Source organism: Micromonospora sp. NPDC047730 (assembly GCF_043204765.1).
GTDB lineage: Bacteria > Actinomycetota > Actinomycetes > Mycobacteriales > Micromonosporaceae > Micromonospora.
Genome location: NZ_JBIDCU010000002.1, coordinates 561,345 through 574,687, shown reverse-complemented (window position 1 = coordinate 574,687; position 13,343 = coordinate 561,345). Strand labels below are relative to the sequence as shown.

General features: G+C 68.4%; 22 protein-coding genes. 7 read left to right on the top strand and 15 right to left on the bottom strand.

Annotated elements, in window-relative coordinates; genetic code table 11:
* Nucleotides 1-28: 28 nt before the first annotated feature.
* The 15 genes from ACGF5G_RS08615 to ACGF5G_RS08545 all read right to left on the bottom strand — a co-directional run bounded on the left by ACGF5G_RS08615 (nt 29) and on the right by ACGF5G_RS08545 (nt 7,306).
* Nucleotides 29-274, bottom strand: a complete 246-nt coding sequence (locus ACGF5G_RS08615; RefSeq protein ID WP_393260280.1) for a hypothetical protein — start codon at nt 272-274, stop codon at nt 29-31.
* An 80-nt stretch (nt 275-354) separates the two neighbouring features.
* On the bottom strand, nt 355-684 hold the full coding sequence (locus tag ACGF5G_RS08610) for a hypothetical protein (protein WP_393260277.1): 330 nt from the start codon (nt 682-684) through the stop codon (nt 355-357).
* Between the two features lie 80 nt (nt 685-764).
* Nucleotides 765-1,361 (bottom strand): hypothetical protein, encoded by a 597-nt coding sequence (locus ACGF5G_RS08605; RefSeq protein WP_393260275.1) that lies wholly within the window; start codon nt 1,359-1,361, stop codon nt 765-767.
* 79 nt (nt 1,362-1,440) lie between these two features.
* Nucleotides 1,441-1,731, bottom strand: coding sequence for a hypothetical protein (locus ACGF5G_RS08600; protein ID WP_393260273.1), 291 nt, complete (start codon nt 1,729-1,731; stop codon nt 1,441-1,443).
* 66 nt (nt 1,732-1,797) lie between these two features.
* Complete coding sequence (locus ACGF5G_RS08595) at nt 1,798-2,154, bottom strand: hypothetical protein (protein ID WP_393260271.1); 357 nt, start codon at nt 2,152-2,154, stop codon at nt 1,798-1,800.
* Nucleotides 2,155-2,231: 77 nt separating this feature from the next.
* The gene (locus ACGF5G_RS08590) at nt 2,232-2,798 is read right to left on the bottom strand and encodes a hypothetical protein (protein ID WP_393260269.1); all 567 of its coding nucleotides are present in this window, start codon (nt 2,796-2,798) and stop codon (nt 2,232-2,234) included.
* 290 nt (nt 2,799-3,088) lie between these two features.
* Nucleotides 3,089-3,454 carry a hypothetical protein gene (locus tag ACGF5G_RS08585; RefSeq protein ID WP_393260266.1) on the bottom strand — a complete coding sequence of 122 codons (366 nt, stop codon included), beginning with the start codon at nt 3,452-3,454 and terminating at the stop codon, nt 3,089-3,091.
* A 79-nt stretch (nt 3,455-3,533) separates the two neighbouring features.
* The gene (locus ACGF5G_RS08580; RefSeq protein WP_393260263.1) at nt 3,534-3,914 is read right to left on the bottom strand and encodes a GNAT family N-acetyltransferase; all 381 of its coding nucleotides are present in this window, start codon (nt 3,912-3,914) and stop codon (nt 3,534-3,536) included.
* Nucleotides 3,915-4,004: 90 nt separating this feature from the next.
* Nucleotides 4,005-4,430, bottom strand: a complete 426-nt coding sequence (locus ACGF5G_RS08575; RefSeq protein WP_393260260.1) for a hypothetical protein — start codon at nt 4,428-4,430, stop codon at nt 4,005-4,007.
* 79 nt (nt 4,431-4,509) lie between these two features.
* Nucleotides 4,510-5,079, bottom strand: coding sequence for a hypothetical protein (locus tag ACGF5G_RS08570; protein WP_393260257.1), 570 nt, complete (start codon nt 5,077-5,079; stop codon nt 4,510-4,512).
* Nucleotides 5,080-5,157: 78 nt separating this feature from the next.
* Nucleotides 5,158-5,409, bottom strand: a complete 252-nt coding sequence (locus tag ACGF5G_RS08565) for a hypothetical protein (RefSeq protein WP_393260254.1) — start codon at nt 5,407-5,409, stop codon at nt 5,158-5,160.
* A gap of 10 nt (nt 5,410-5,419) precedes the next feature.
* Entirely contained in the window at nt 5,420-5,788 is a 369-nt protein-coding gene (locus ACGF5G_RS08560) for a hypothetical protein (RefSeq protein WP_393260251.1), read from the bottom strand.
* 79 nt (nt 5,789-5,867) lie between these two features.
* Nucleotides 5,868-6,236: a hypothetical protein gene (locus ACGF5G_RS08555; protein WP_393260249.1), complete on the bottom strand. Its 369-nt coding sequence runs from the start codon at nt 6,234-6,236 to the stop codon at nt 5,868-5,870.
* Between the two features lie 107 nt (nt 6,237-6,343).
* Nucleotides 6,344-6,736 (bottom strand): hypothetical protein, encoded by a 393-nt coding sequence (locus tag ACGF5G_RS08550; RefSeq protein WP_393260246.1) that lies wholly within the window; start codon nt 6,734-6,736, stop codon nt 6,344-6,346.
* A gap of 87 nt (nt 6,737-6,823) precedes the next feature.
* The gene (locus tag ACGF5G_RS08545; protein WP_393260244.1) at nt 6,824-7,306 is read right to left on the bottom strand and encodes a hypothetical protein; all 483 of its coding nucleotides are present in this window, start codon (nt 7,304-7,306) and stop codon (nt 6,824-6,826) included.
* Between the two features lie 1,912 nt (nt 7,307-9,218).
* On the opposite strand from ACGF5G_RS08545, the gene ACGF5G_RS08540 reads away from it, so the two are divergent.
* The 7 genes from ACGF5G_RS08540 to ACGF5G_RS08510 all read left to right on the top strand — a co-directional run bounded on the left by ACGF5G_RS08540 (nt 9,219) and on the right by ACGF5G_RS08510 (nt 13,339).
* Complete coding sequence (locus ACGF5G_RS08540) at nt 9,219-9,590, top strand: hypothetical protein (RefSeq protein WP_393260242.1); 372 nt, start codon at nt 9,219-9,221, stop codon at nt 9,588-9,590.
* Nucleotides 9,587-9,820, top strand: coding sequence for a hypothetical protein (locus tag ACGF5G_RS08535; protein ID WP_393260241.1), 234 nt, complete (start codon nt 9,587-9,589; stop codon nt 9,818-9,820). Before ACGF5G_RS08540 ends, ACGF5G_RS08535 begins: the two co-directional genes overlap by 4 nt.
* A gap of 24 nt (nt 9,821-9,844) precedes the next feature.
* Nucleotides 9,845-10,141, top strand: a complete 297-nt coding sequence (locus ACGF5G_RS08530; protein ID WP_393260238.1) for an HNH endonuclease — start codon at nt 9,845-9,847, stop codon at nt 10,139-10,141.
* A 21-nt stretch (nt 10,142-10,162) separates the two neighbouring features.
* On the top strand, nt 10,163-10,720 hold the full coding sequence (locus tag ACGF5G_RS08525; RefSeq protein WP_393260235.1) for a hypothetical protein: 558 nt from the start codon (nt 10,163-10,165) through the stop codon (nt 10,718-10,720).
* Complete coding sequence (locus tag ACGF5G_RS08520; RefSeq protein ID WP_393260233.1) at nt 10,717-11,085, top strand: hypothetical protein; 369 nt, start codon at nt 10,717-10,719, stop codon at nt 11,083-11,085. The genes ACGF5G_RS08525 and ACGF5G_RS08520 overlap by 4 nt, the downstream gene beginning before the upstream one ends.
* 73 nt (nt 11,086-11,158) lie before the next feature.
* Nucleotides 11,159-11,638, top strand: a complete 480-nt coding sequence (locus ACGF5G_RS08515; RefSeq protein WP_393260230.1) for a hypothetical protein — start codon at nt 11,159-11,161, stop codon at nt 11,636-11,638.
* Nucleotides 11,639-11,641: 3 nt separating this feature from the next.
* On the top strand, nt 11,642-13,339 hold the full coding sequence (locus ACGF5G_RS08510; protein WP_393260227.1) for a hypothetical protein: 1,698 nt from the start codon (nt 11,642-11,644) through the stop codon (nt 13,337-13,339).
* Nucleotides 13,340-13,343: the final 4 nt, after the last annotated feature.

The following is a 13,343-nucleotide window of genomic DNA, read 5'->3' as shown; positions in this document are numbered from 1 at the left end:
GGGGCGGTGCGCCACCATCAGTGCGTGGTCACAGGATGTCGTCGGCCAACGCGGACCAGTCGATCCTGGTCTCCAGCTCCACGTCGGACAGCTCGCGGCGCGTGTACCACGCCGCCGTACCCTCCTTCGGTGCGCGCAGCACCCCGACGATGAACTCCTCCAGGTCCTCCGGGCTGCGCCGGGCGTGTCGCTGCGCCTCGAACAGGATCTCCGAGGGGTCGTTGAGCACCCACTTGCGGACCCATTCCGTGCAATTCTCCACGCTGTCGGCCATTGGTCGGCCCTGCCTCTCTCCACCCGTGCGGTGGTGGCAGCGCACCGACCCGGGGTCGGTGCACCACCATCAGCGCGCGGTCAGCGCCCGTAGGCGCGCAGTGCGTCGTACAGCTCCTGGACGTACGGCTCCGGGACCGGCATGGCGGCGTCGTGCCGCTCGCTGTAGTCCACGAACGCCGACATCGGGTCGCCGTCGGAGTCCATGAGGAACACCACCAGGCAGGTCGGACCATTGCCGGCCCTCGTGAAGACCACCGCCCGGCGCAGCTCCCGGCCGTACTGCTCGACCTTGCCCTCGTCGCGCAACTCCTCCAGCATGATGCGCAGCTCGCGCTCTGCCGCGTCCTGAACGGTGCCCGGCGTGTAGGTCGACGCCTGCCGTTGCGGCGACTCCAGGTTGATGATCATGTGCCTACCCCTGCTTTCCCCTCCCGTGCGGAGGTGGCAGCCGCCGGACCATCGGCCCGGCGGCCACCGTCAGCGCACGGTCAGTGGTCGAGGTTGCCTGACTCGTCGAACTCGGGCTCGTTCGCCTCGATCCAGTCGCGGGCGCGCTCCTCGCCGCCCTTCCACTCCTCCTGCTCCTTGCCTGCCTGCCAGGCGGCGTGGATGGCATCCTCGACGGCGCTCTTCATCGCCTCCGCCGCCGCGCCGACCCGCGCCACCTCCTCGTCGGTCTCGGCCTCGCCGTCTGTCTCGACGTAGACGGACTGGCCGATGCCGTAGCCCGGGATGCCGCCGAGGGTTACGGCCTCGACTCCATCGGCCCAGGGCAGCGCGGGGGCGTTCTCACGGTCCAGCGCTCCCTTGAAGCTGACCGCCTGCCCGCGCCCCAGGTCCCACTCGACCAGCTCGACCCCGGGGATTCCGGGGAAGTCTCCCTCCCCGAAGGTGTCCCAGCCCCGCGTGCGCAGCTTCTCGGCCATCTTGTAGACGATGGTCGCGCCGATGTCGTCGTTGTCGTGCTGGTCCCACCAGGTCGTCGCCATCTTCTCGGCGATCCGCTCAACCGCCCGCTGCTGCGCGTCCTCGCTCAACTCCTCGAACTTGAACACGGTGCGCGTGGTCGTGATGGTGCGCGGCATGATCCGCCCTGCCTCTCTCCACCCGTGCGGTGGTGGCAGCGGCCGGACCCTCGGCCCGGCCGCCACTATCAGCACACGGTTAGAGCTGCGCGTGCGTGCAGCCCCAGCCCGCCCAGATGCAGAGCACCTGCGCGGCCAGCGCTGGCCGTCGGGAGTAGGACCCGGCGCACTCGTCGCAGCACCCCTCTCTGGTCCTGCCGTCCGGCGGACCCCAGGTGACCACGTGCGTCACCTTCTCGCGGCGCCCGACCGTGGCGCACGTCTCCTCGGTCGAGGTGACCAGGGTCCACCGATCGTCGTTCTTGCACTGCTCGTATTGCTCCGGCAGCATCGCTGCCAGAGCGGTGGCGGTCACCATCACGTACCGCATGGTCAGCCCTCACTTCCTCCGCCATGCAGCGGTGACCCCGGCCGGACTCGCGCCCGGCCAGGATCATCAGCGCACGGCCACCGGCACCCGCCGGTGGTCAATGGGGCGCCGCTTGCATCCCCGGCACTCCCACGGCCGCAGGCTGTGCGCCTCGAACCCGCCCAGCTCGCACGGACCGTACCCGTCAGCCGGCGTGTCGTCGTCCCGGTAGTACAGGTGCCAGCCGTGCGCCTCCACCGCGAGTGCCTCGCGCCCACCCCTGCCCAACCCGACCTCGTCCTGGTTGATGTGGTTCAGGTCGAGCAGCAGCCACAGCATCCTGTCGCTGACGCCCATCGCAAGCCGGAACGCCTGCGCGGTCGTCGGGGCCTGCGCGATCCGGTCGTTCATCTCGCTGACCATCTCGTCGGTAATCCGCGCCATCTCAGCGCCTCACTTCCTCCGCCGTGCGGCGGTGGCACCCGCCCGGCCGAAGCCGGGCGAGCACCATCAGCGCACGGTCAGCCGATCCGGTGCCGGTTCACCAACCGCGCGACCCGGTCCGGGCTCACCTCGGCGTCCAGCTCGATCACGGCCACCTTGGCCGTGTGCAGGCGCTGCGCGAGCCGCCCGCCGCGCCGCTTGATGCCTGTCGCCTGCTCGGGGTGCGCGCCGTCTACGGCCCGCTCCCACGCGAGGAACCGCCTCGTGCGCAGCAGGCAGGATAGCGGCAGGTCGGCCGGCTCCCGGTCTTCCTCCCGCACCATGAGCACCTCGAACCCGTCACCCTCGGCGAGCCCGCGCACCACCAGGTGCGGCGCGCTGCCGTCCACGGGCATTGCCGGGCGCTCGTCGGCCGGCAGGAACATGGCGGCGAGCGTCATCAGTCGCTCGCGCCCGTCGATCAGGTGCCGTCGCTCGTAGTCGATGACGACCGCACCGATCGGCGCGCCCGTCAGGACCGAGTTCGCCAGGTCGATCACCTCGCGGTACGCCCAGCTCGACCCCCGATGCCCCTCGGCCGGCGTCAGCTTCCCACGGCTCACGTCCTCGATCAGGTTCGTCAAGTCACGCGACGTGATGTGCATGTCCGTTCCTCACTCTCTCCGCCATGCAGCGGTGACCCCGGCCGGACAGCAGCCCGGCCAGGATCATCGGCGCACGGTCAGTCCTCGTCCTCGTCGTCCTGCGGTAGGTAGTCGTCCGGGTCGTATGGCTCGTCGTAGGACGGGTAGTCCCACCCGATCGGCTCCCCAGCCTCGTTGCGTTCCACCGAGGCATACGCTCCTGGAAACATGGCCCTCCCTCGTCAATCCCTGCCCGCGCGGCAGGTGGCGACGGGCCGGACGATAGCCCGGCCCGCGCCAGGTGCGCACGGTCAGACCAGCGCCCCGGCGTCGATGTCGTCGGGGTCCGGCAGGTAGTGCTGCCCGAGCGCCAGCGACACGCTCCGGTCATCCAGGTCGAGCAGCTTCAACAGGATGTCCCGCAGCGCGTTGGCTGGCAGCACCTCGTCGATGTACTCGCGCAGCTCGTCCCGGACGTAGATGCCAACCACGTCGGCGTACTCCCGGAGGTCGCCGCGCCCCTCCTTCGCCTTCCGGTAGTCGTCCAGCGTCAAGCCGGTGGCCATGCCCTCCAGCACGGCCCTGCGCGACGCCTCGGTCAGCCGCCGGTACAGCTCCCCGCCTGGGTAATTGTCCGCGACCTTGTTGAAGGCGTCGACGATGTCCTGCTCACACATGATGATCTTCGCCAATCTCCTGCCGCGCGGCAGGTGGCACGGGCCGGACTTCCGCCCGGCCCGCACCAGGTGCGCACGGTCAGCGCGGCACGCGGCGCATGGCCTCACTGATCGTGAGATCCGCGTACCGGCCCCGGTTCCTGATGAACCCGTGCCGCCCGTAGAACTTCTCCAGGCGCGCCACGGAGGTCGCGCCGAAGCCCTTCGACGGCGTCAGGGTCAGGGTGTACCCCATCCGGTCCGCCCAGGCCGCCACGGACCACATGACGGCCGTGCCGACCCCCTCGCCGCGCATGGCGCGCGGCACCACGAAGCGGCTGATCTCGATGTGTCCGCCAACCCTCGGCGCGAGTTCGAGGGACAGCCCCCCGACCTCGATCGACATGCACTTGCCCGCCCACATGGTCAGGTGCTCCGCGACCTGCGCGCGGATCTCTTCCCTCGTCTCGGCGATGTTCACCGGGTGACCTCGTCAATCTCCCGCCGTGTAGCGGGCGGCGACCGGCCGGACCGCGTCGGTCCGGCCGGCACCGTCAGCGCACGCCGAAGGTCACCGCTCCAGGTCGGCCAGGTGCTCGCAGCCCGGCTCCGCACACGGCCACACGTACAACCGGGAGCGGTCGCTGATGTCCAGCGGGAAGTGCTGCCGGATCAGTGTCTCGATCGTGTCCGCCCACATCTCCGGCTTTCCGGCGTACAGCGGCGCGTTGGCCCGGTCGTTGCTGAACGTCTCCGCCAGGATCGACAGGTGCTCGGCGCGCGTCTTGAGCTTCCACGCCTCCGAGAAGTCCGCGGCTTCGGCCTCGCTCCGGGACCCCTCGTCCTCGGAGTCGGCAGCCTGCCGCAGCTCGTCGCGGATCAGGTCCGCCACGTCGGTCAGCTCGATCGCCGTGCCGTACCCGTCCGCCCCGTCCGGGCCGTAGCCCACCAGGCCCGTTGCCACGTGCCAGTGCCTGACGGCCGTCGTCGTGGTCATGTCAACCTCGCCAATCTCCTGCCCGCGCGGCAGGTGGCACCGGCCGGACTCTCGCCCGGCCAGCACCATCCACACGCGGTCAGCGCGGCGGCAGCTCCATCGTGTCGGACAGGATGGTCTCGACGAAGTCCAGGCCGCCCACCCGCGCGATGGTCGCCGACCGCTCGTTGTCGATCACGAACCCGCCGCCTACGAACGCCCCGATCGCCATCCCGAAGTCCTCCCGCGCGATGGCGTGCCGCTCCGCTTCCTCGTCGTGACGGGCGTACGGCACCAGGGACACGCCCCACCCGTTCGGCAGCTCCCACATCCGCGCGCCGTAGCGCCCGGACTCCGCCGGCCGCTCGTACTCCCGGTAGGGGTCGAGCAGCTTGGCCCGGTCCGCCTTCTCCCGGCGCAGCGCGTCCACGCAGTACCCGATGTCCTCGCCGGAGTCGATCAGCGCGTGGTAGACCGCGTCCGCGTCCACGTCCGGGAAGGCGTGGGTCAGCGTGCGCTTCAGCGCCCGCTCGATCATCCCGTACGGCTCGTCCACACCAGTGAACCCGATGTCGTACGGATGACCCGCCAGGTTCGCCTCCCGGCGCGCCGTGTCCAGCGCGACCAGCACCCGCTCGACGTGCGGGTTCTCGTGCAGCTTGCCACCCATGGTCTCCACCTCGTCTCTCCGCCATGCGACGGTGGCACGGCACCGGGCACACCCGATGCCGCACCATCACCCGCACGGTCAGGCGTAGCTGGGTTCGCCCCAGCCGCCCCGCCGGTACGTGTCCCAGACGCTCTGCCCGAACGTCTGGACGGCCCACCGCTCGTGTGCGACATAGTCCGCCTCGGTGGGCTGACGCTCCCCGCCGTCCGGGTCGCACCGCTCGATGGCCTTCAGCGCGTCGTACAGGTTGCCGTCGGGCATGATTGCCCTCACTTCCTCCCGCCATGCACGGGTGGCGGCGGCACCGACGCGCAGTCGGTGCCCCACCATCGATGCACGGTCAGTCCTGCTCCGGCTCCGGCTCCCAGGCCGGGTTATTCGGGGTGGGCTTGACCTTGGACTCCAGGACCTCCCACCCGGCTGGCACCAGCTCGTCCACGGACGGCTCGTACTCGCAGTCCGCGTAGCCGTAGAAGTAGTCGGTGTCCTCGCCCGGCTTGGCCACGACGACCTCCCCGTACCACAGCGCCTGCTGCGGGTGCGCGGCCCAGATGCTGCCCGGGAACGACCGCTGGGACCAGGCCGGGTGGTGGGCGCTGTCGGTGTGCCCGGCATCGTCCCACTCGCCAATCTTGCGCGGCGCGCCCTCCTCTGGCGACTGCCCGCAGGTGACGCAGAGGATGTCGGACAGGTTGATCGTGACGGACATGACTCGTCCCTCGCTTTCTCCGCCATGCGACGGTGGCGGAGAGCCGGGGCGCGCCCGGCTCCCACCATCACTCGCACGGTCAGTCCGCGACCTCGGCCGCCCGCCGGTAGATCCGGTCGCACAGCTCCCGGTCGTCGCCCAGGTAGCTGAACGTGCCACCGTTCACGTACTCGCCGCCGATGCCCTCGACGTCGCCACCCGTAGCCCAGACGTTCGGGCAGGTGTACTCCGACCAGGGCTGGCCGAGCCGCTGCTCCCCGTAGACGTGGTAGACCGACACGGTGACCGTGTTGGTCTCGTCGTCGTGCTTGCAGGGGGTCAGTTCCGACGGGTGGCAGTCGCCGTACTGGCGCACCTCCACCCACCGCAGGCCGAACTCCAGGGGGGTCAGCTTGCCCTCGTTGAACAGGCCGCCGATGGTCTCCTCGGTGATGGTCCGAGCGCCCATGTTTTCACCTCGCCAGTCTCCTGCCCGTGCGGCAGGTGGCGGTGGCACCGGTCCGGCCGGCCGCATCGTTCGCGACCGGGGCACGGTGCCCCACCGTCAGCACACGGTCAGTACGCCCACCCGGCGGCGCGGCAGGCGTTCTGCACGTAGTGGCGCAGCGCCCACAGCGGCGTGATCTCCGGCCGGTACATGTCCTCCGTCCCGATCTCCCGGTCGATCTCGTCCAGGATCACGGGCCGCTCGCGCTCGACCCGGGTCGGCTCGTCCTCCGGCTCCCACTCGCGCTGGAGTAGGGTCCCGGTGCTGGCGAACGCCGTCAGGCCGGCGTAGTGCGGCGCGGGGGCGTGCCACCACGCCGCGATCTCGCGGGCGATCTCCGGGTGTACGGGCAGGCAGCTCCGCTGCCACTCCTCCACCTGGGCGTAGACGTACATGCTCGTGTTGTCGGCCGGCTCCGGCTGAGTCGCCGCCGGAAGCATGTGCTGACCGATTCCGCGCATGATGATCCCTCGATTCTCCTGCCGTGCAGCAGGTGACGGCGACCGGACCGCGAGCGGGCCGGCACACCATCAGGGGTGCACGGAGGGTCAGCGCCTGCTGTAGCGGCGACCGGACGGACCCTGCGCGGACCGGGCAAGCTGCCGCCCGGTCAGGTCGTACGCGGAGATCCGGCTGACCATGGTCACGTGGAACCCGCCCGACTCGCCCTCCCACCGGCCGTCGGACGCGCGAGGCTTCCGGTTCGGCTGCGGGCTGCGGTGATCCTTCTCCCGGACCGGACCGGCCGGGAACCACTCCTGACGCGGCCCACCGACCGTCACTTCGGCGGAGGCCAGAAAGGTGCGCGTGGTCCTGTCTTCCATGACCACGCGGATCATCTTGGCCCGGTTCTGCACGAACGGAACCCGGGACCGAATCCGGACGCCGTCGATTACCAGGCCCGGCTTGAGGATGTCAGCGCGCATGATGCACCCCTTGTGTTCGTTACGTGAGGTATAGGCACGGTGCCGGATGGCCGATTGAGCCAGACCACCCGGCACCGTCTCCACAAATCGCGTACCGAACGCCACCCGGGACCGTGCCAGGTTGGCAACGGTCCCGGGTGGGATCAGATTTATCCCGTACGCCACCCGGGGGAATCCGTGCCAGGAAGACACGGCCCGGGTGGCGGACAGACTTGCGCCCGCGCCGCATGCGTTCACGCTCGTGCCAGCCTTTGCCCGTCGGATGGATAGTCCGACAGACTCCGGTACTGTCTTTGAATGCTCCCGCATGCTAAGCGGATTTGTTCACTGAAGAGACAATCCTATTACGTGGATTAATCCGTGCGACTTGTGTTTCAGCATTATCCCGCAATCGTCTATGGCAATTGCGCATGCCTCCACCGGGGTATAATTCCCCCCATCATTCACTCCCCCCGACCGGTAACGTTGCAGCCATGGCTTCCACGCCCGAAACAATCCCGCGCACGGTTACCCGCGCCGTTCTGATTGTTCGGTATCCGCCGTTACGTGTGCGTGTCTCTTGATCCGTCATCTATCCCATACGTTGATAGCCATCCCACGCGATTACGCGCGCCGGGTCTAACCGGGTAGCAGGTTCTATCTTCCGCGCGCCGTGCCGGATATAGGGATACAGGGAGTACCGTTCGGCATAATGCACCTACTAAGGTCCCATTAACGCACCCCGCCATCTCACCGGCCGGTCGCTCCCCCGGTTCCGCCCCGGGGGAATGGTTCGTGACGTTGCCTAGCACAACGTGCCTAGTCACGGTGTCTGAACAGGCCACAGGGTCCCTCACCCCTAACGGGGTGGCCCTGTCTCCACCCGGGCAATAGCACCCCGGGCCGTTCAGCTCTGGCAATCTAGTTCCCCCGTCGCAAAGCGGGGAACGCAGCCACTGCTCTTGAGTTCTCAACAAACAACGACACACCATCCAGGGTCACCGCCGAAACGGCTCCCCCAGGGGGGTCGCCCCGGTTCCCCGGGGGATTCGATCCTCTCACCCGTTCGAGCTAGCTGTCAACCTGAGTTTTCAGCCTGCCCAATCGGAAGATCCGACCGCCCCCGGTTTCCCGGGGGATTCGATCCTCTCACCCGTTCGAGCTAGCTGTCAACCTGAGTTTTCAGCCTGCCCAATCGGAAGATCCGACCGCCCCCGGTTTCCCGGGGGATTCGATCCTCTCACCCGTTCGAGCTAGCTGTCAACCTGAGTTTTCGGCCTGCCCAATCGAAAGATCCGACCGGCCCCGGTTGCCCGGGGCGCAAGTAGTAAACGATGCGGTACGCCAGTCTGTCAACCCAGGTTTTCAAAGTTGACACAAACCTTGATACAAACCCGATCCCTCCCTGTTGGTTGCCACAACGGGTGACACAAACCAGCTCCACCCCGGGGCGGCCCGGTTGATACAACCCCTGACACAATCGGATCGCCTTTTCAGACCTGAGACTGTGTTGTCTTGTGTGCGTTGTGCGCGGCGCGCGGCGCGCGATCGAACACCATTACCGACCGGTAGTCAATAGCTAGAGGACATTTACCGATATCGAATTGATCTTGACTCCGTGCATGTCTCCATACCGGCCACCTCGTGAAAGTCGTTCAGCGTGGCTCTGAGGGCCTTTTAGACGTTTATCTAGATACCCACGTATCCCCCCGAATCGGACACGCTGACGAACGTATGAATTTCGCTGTCCCCCGTTCGGACGATTGACCCGGCCGACCTGCCTGCCGGACGATGCCCAACCCTGCCCGCCATACCCCGGGGGGGTACCCTCCCCCCCGGGGCCGCGCGGCACCGGTACGTTCTGGGCCTCGCGGTGCGTCCGGGTTCGAAAACTTTGGGTGATCGAATTTCCGTGTCAGTTGCCGTTTCTGCCCGGTTCGTGTCATCGTGTGCTCACGGGTGATCTCTACCCACACGGCGCACGAAGCCCCAGGCCAACAGTGGTCTGGGGCTTCAGTGTTTCCATGGGAGGTGACTGATGCGGATCAACCGGGACGCCTTCGTCACCCGCGCCCAAGCCGCGATGGTGACCGCCGTGAGCCCCGATTCGATCGGCAAGTGGCGTGCTCGGGGCTGGCTGAACGACGCTGGAGAGCGCCAGTTCCTGACCACGAAGCGGCTGGCGAACGGCAACCTGCTCTACAGGCTCGGGGACATCCTCGACGCCGAGCGCGATACCGCGCACAACCCGAACTCGCGGCGAGGCGGCACGAGGCCCGCAGCCCAGCTCCGAGCGACTCCTTCTTCCTCCCGCGTCCGCGCGCACGAGGAGCGGCAGGCGCCGAGCACTGGGGCGGCCCAGCAGGAAGCCCGCCCGCCGCGTTCTCGTTCCACCCTGGTCGCTGCGTGACGTCGCCACGAACGAAGAGGATCCGCACCCGGGTCGCCTGGGTGCTGTTGATCGGGTCGATCGTCGGCTGGCCGGCGTCGGCCTGGTGGGTCTGGTCGTACCAGGGCAAGTTCGCTCCATTCGAGCAGCTGATGCTGTTCCTCTCATGCCTGGCCATCACGATCGTGGCCGCCGACTTCCTGACTACCTCCCAGGTGCACGAGGACCAGGGGGAGGGCGACCGCGGCTGACCGCGCGCCGGCAAGGAGGTGTCGGTGTCCGGGAAGTGGGCGGGAAGCACTCGCCGGCGGCGCCTGCCGCCGAACTGGCAGCAGCTGCGGGCCGAGGTGCGTGAGCGCGCCGGCGGCCGATGTGAGCACGTCGGCGACGACGGTCGCCGCTGCCCGCTGGCTGGCCGAGACTGCGACCACGTCGAGGCCGGAGACCTGCACACCCTCGACAACCTCCAGTGGCTCTGCCCTGGACACCACAGCTCGAAGAGTGGCCGAGAGGGCGCTGCCGCGCGACCGCGCGAGCGCCGACCGGTCGGCAAGCATCCCGGACTGCTGTAGTCCCGAGCCTCTGGAGGTACGGTGACGACGGTGGTCGCTGCTGCGGTCGACGGCAAGGTCTTCATGGCGGCGGACAGCTGCCTGACGCTCTACAACCGGCCGGTCGTCGGACTCGGCATGAAGATCCTGCGCCTGGACGCTGGCGACGACGAGGTCCTGCTCGGACTGTCCGGCCACTGGGGCTTGTCGGGCTTCCTGTCGAAGCTGAAGCTGCCGGTTGCGCCGGATGAGAGCGAGAGCTATCAGGCTTGGGCGCACGAGCTGGCTGGCGTCATCACGAAGGCCGCGGTCGAGGCTGGCATCGTCGACGACGGGCAGATGGACAACCATCTGCTGCTCGGCTGGAACGGCCTGCTCTGGACGCTGCACCACCACACCGCCCTGGCGCACCTGGACGGCCGCGCGGCGATCGGCTCCGGTGAGGCGGTCGCGCTTGGCGCGCTGGACGCCTTCCTGGCCACCGACGTGCCGACGGCTGCCGCGGTGGCGGGTGCCGCCGACATTGCCTGCCGGCGCGACATCTACTCCCAGGGCCCGGTCCAGGTCGAGGTTCTCGACGCCCCCGAGGAGGCAGCATGAGCGGCTTCGGCGGCATGGAGATGCGCAGGTACAGCCCGTTCGCGCCGGACGAGGTCCACGCTGACATGCGCGCGAACCCGGGGGCGACCCTGCGGGCGATGACGAAGAACCCGGCGGTGGTCGAGGCGCACCGGGACTGCTCGACGTGCGCAGAGCTGACGAGCGCGCTGACGCCGGAGACGTCTCGACGGGCGAAGGTCACGCTCTCGATGCCGCAGCTCGCCAACGCCCTGCGGCTGCCGCCTGGGACTCGCGCGGTCCGGATGTACGTCACCAACGATCCCCACCTGCTGCACCTGGTGGTGGAGGGCGAGCACCTCGACGAGGTGCCGCTGACGGCGCAGACGCCGCTTCTGCAGCCCTGACTTCTGCACCTTCCACGAGTCGCGGCCCCGGCATGGGCGCCGCGGCTCCTTCCCGCCATGGGAGTTGATCATCATGGCCAAGACCGGCCCGGCCGCCAAGGCCAACAAGCACGGACGGGCCCCCTCTGGGGACTGGACCGAGGTCGTCAACCTGCCGTACGAGGGTCCGTCCCTCGACTTGCCGAAGCCCAAGCGTGGTGGCCCGAAGTGGCTGCCCGAGGTGGAGGCGTGGTGGGAGCAGGTGTGTCGCATGCCGCACTGCGTTCTCTGGGAGCCGTCGGACTGGGTGTTCGCCCTGGAGACGGCGTACATGAAGAACGACTGGTGGGCCGAGTACCACTCGGGCGTCGTGCACTCGACCAAGAGCACCGAGATCCGCCGGCGCGAGGACCAGATGGGCACCACCCGCGAGGCGCGCCGCAAGCTGATGATCCGGTACGTAGACCCGGTCGACGAGGTCGAGGAGGAGCCGTCGCCGGCGACGGCTCCTGGCGAGTTCGGCGGGAACGTCGTGGGTATCGACTCGCGTCGCGCCCGCGTCGCGGCGGGCTGACGCATGCCGCGCACACTGGTGCGCGCCCCGGGCACCACCCGCACCCGCAGCCTTGGGTGGCTCGCCAATGCCTGGATGGAGTGGTTCGTCCGCCACGGCAGGGGCGGCGTTATCGGCCAGCCGATCCGCCACGGCGACGAGATGATGGGCTTCGTCGTCGACGTCTACGCGCTCGATGAGAACGGCCGCTCACCGTACGACTCGGTGTTCTTCTCGCGGCCGAAGGGTTGCGACAAAAGCGGTTTGGCGGCGCGGTTCGCGCTCTTCGAGGCGCTCGGTCCGTGTCGGTTCGCTGGCTGGGCGAAGGGCGGCGAAGTCTACCGGGACCCGTGGGGGCTCGGCTTCACCTACCGCTACGAGCCGGGCGAGCCGATGGGCAAGCCGGTGGCGTACCCGATGGTCCGGATCATGGCGACCGAAGAGGGGCAAAGCGGGAATATCTACGACTCGGTCTACTACAACCTGACCGACCCGTCGTGCCCGCTCGCGCACGTCCCTGGCGTTGACGCCGGCCTGACCCGGGTGTTCCTGCCGGAGGGCGGGGAAATTCGGCCGTCGACCGCGTCGTCCGCCTCGAAGGACGGTGGCCTCGAAACATTCGTGGCCTTCGATGAGACGCATCTCTATACGACCCCTGAGCTGCGGCGCATGTACGACACCACGAGCCGCAACCTGCTCAAGCGCAAGGCCGAGGGCACCTGGTACCTGGAAACGACGACCATGTTCGCCCCTGGGGAGAACAGCGTCGCGGAGAGCACCTTCGAGTTGGCCGAGGCCATCAAGGAGGGCCGCACCAGGCGATCGAGGTTGCTCTATGACCATCGCTGGGGCGAGGTCAGCGACCTGACGAAGGCCGACCAGCTGCGGGTCGCGATCGAGGAAGCGTTCGGCGAGGCGATTGCCTGGCAGGACATCGAAGCGATCATCGACGAGTTCTACGACCCGCGCAAGCAGGTCGCGGACTCCCGTCGGTACTTCCTGAACGCCCAGACCTCGGCATCCGACGCCTGGATCGCGGCAGAGGAGTGGGCGGCGTGCAAGCGTCCGGACAAGCGCCTCGTCGACGGCGACCTGGTCGCGCTCGGACTCGACGGCGCCGTCCGGGACGATGCGGTCGCGCTCGTTGCCTGCAGGATCTCCGACGGGCATCTGGAGCTTCTCGGCGTCTTCCAGCGGCCGGCCGACTACCTCGGCGACGACTGGCGCGTGGACAGCGCCGCTGTCGACGCCCTGGTAACGAGCACGATGCAGCGCTTCCGCGTCGCGGCCTTCTTCATGGACCCGCCGTACATGCAGGAGTGGTGCGACAAGTGGACCTCGGAGTACGGCGAGCAGATGCTCGTCAAGGCCACCCAGGGTCGACCCTTGGAATGGTGGACGAACCGACCTCGGGCGATCGTGGCCGCCCTGGAGCGCTTCTACGAGGCGGTCCAGTTGCAGACACTGTCCTACACCCCCGAGTTCGAGCTGGACGACGAGGACGCCAAGGCCCGCGCGTCAACGCTGAAGACGCACGTTCTTAATGCTCGCCGTCGCGTCTCTCGGGCGGGCATCACCATCTCGAAGGATTTTCCGAAAAGTCCGAAAAAGATCGATGGTGCCATGGCTGCCGTGCTCGCCTACGAAGCTCGGGGCGACTGCGTCGCGGCCGGCGTCGGCGCTGACGACGGGATGAGCTTCGTCCCGATGCGTGTCCGCTGAGGGG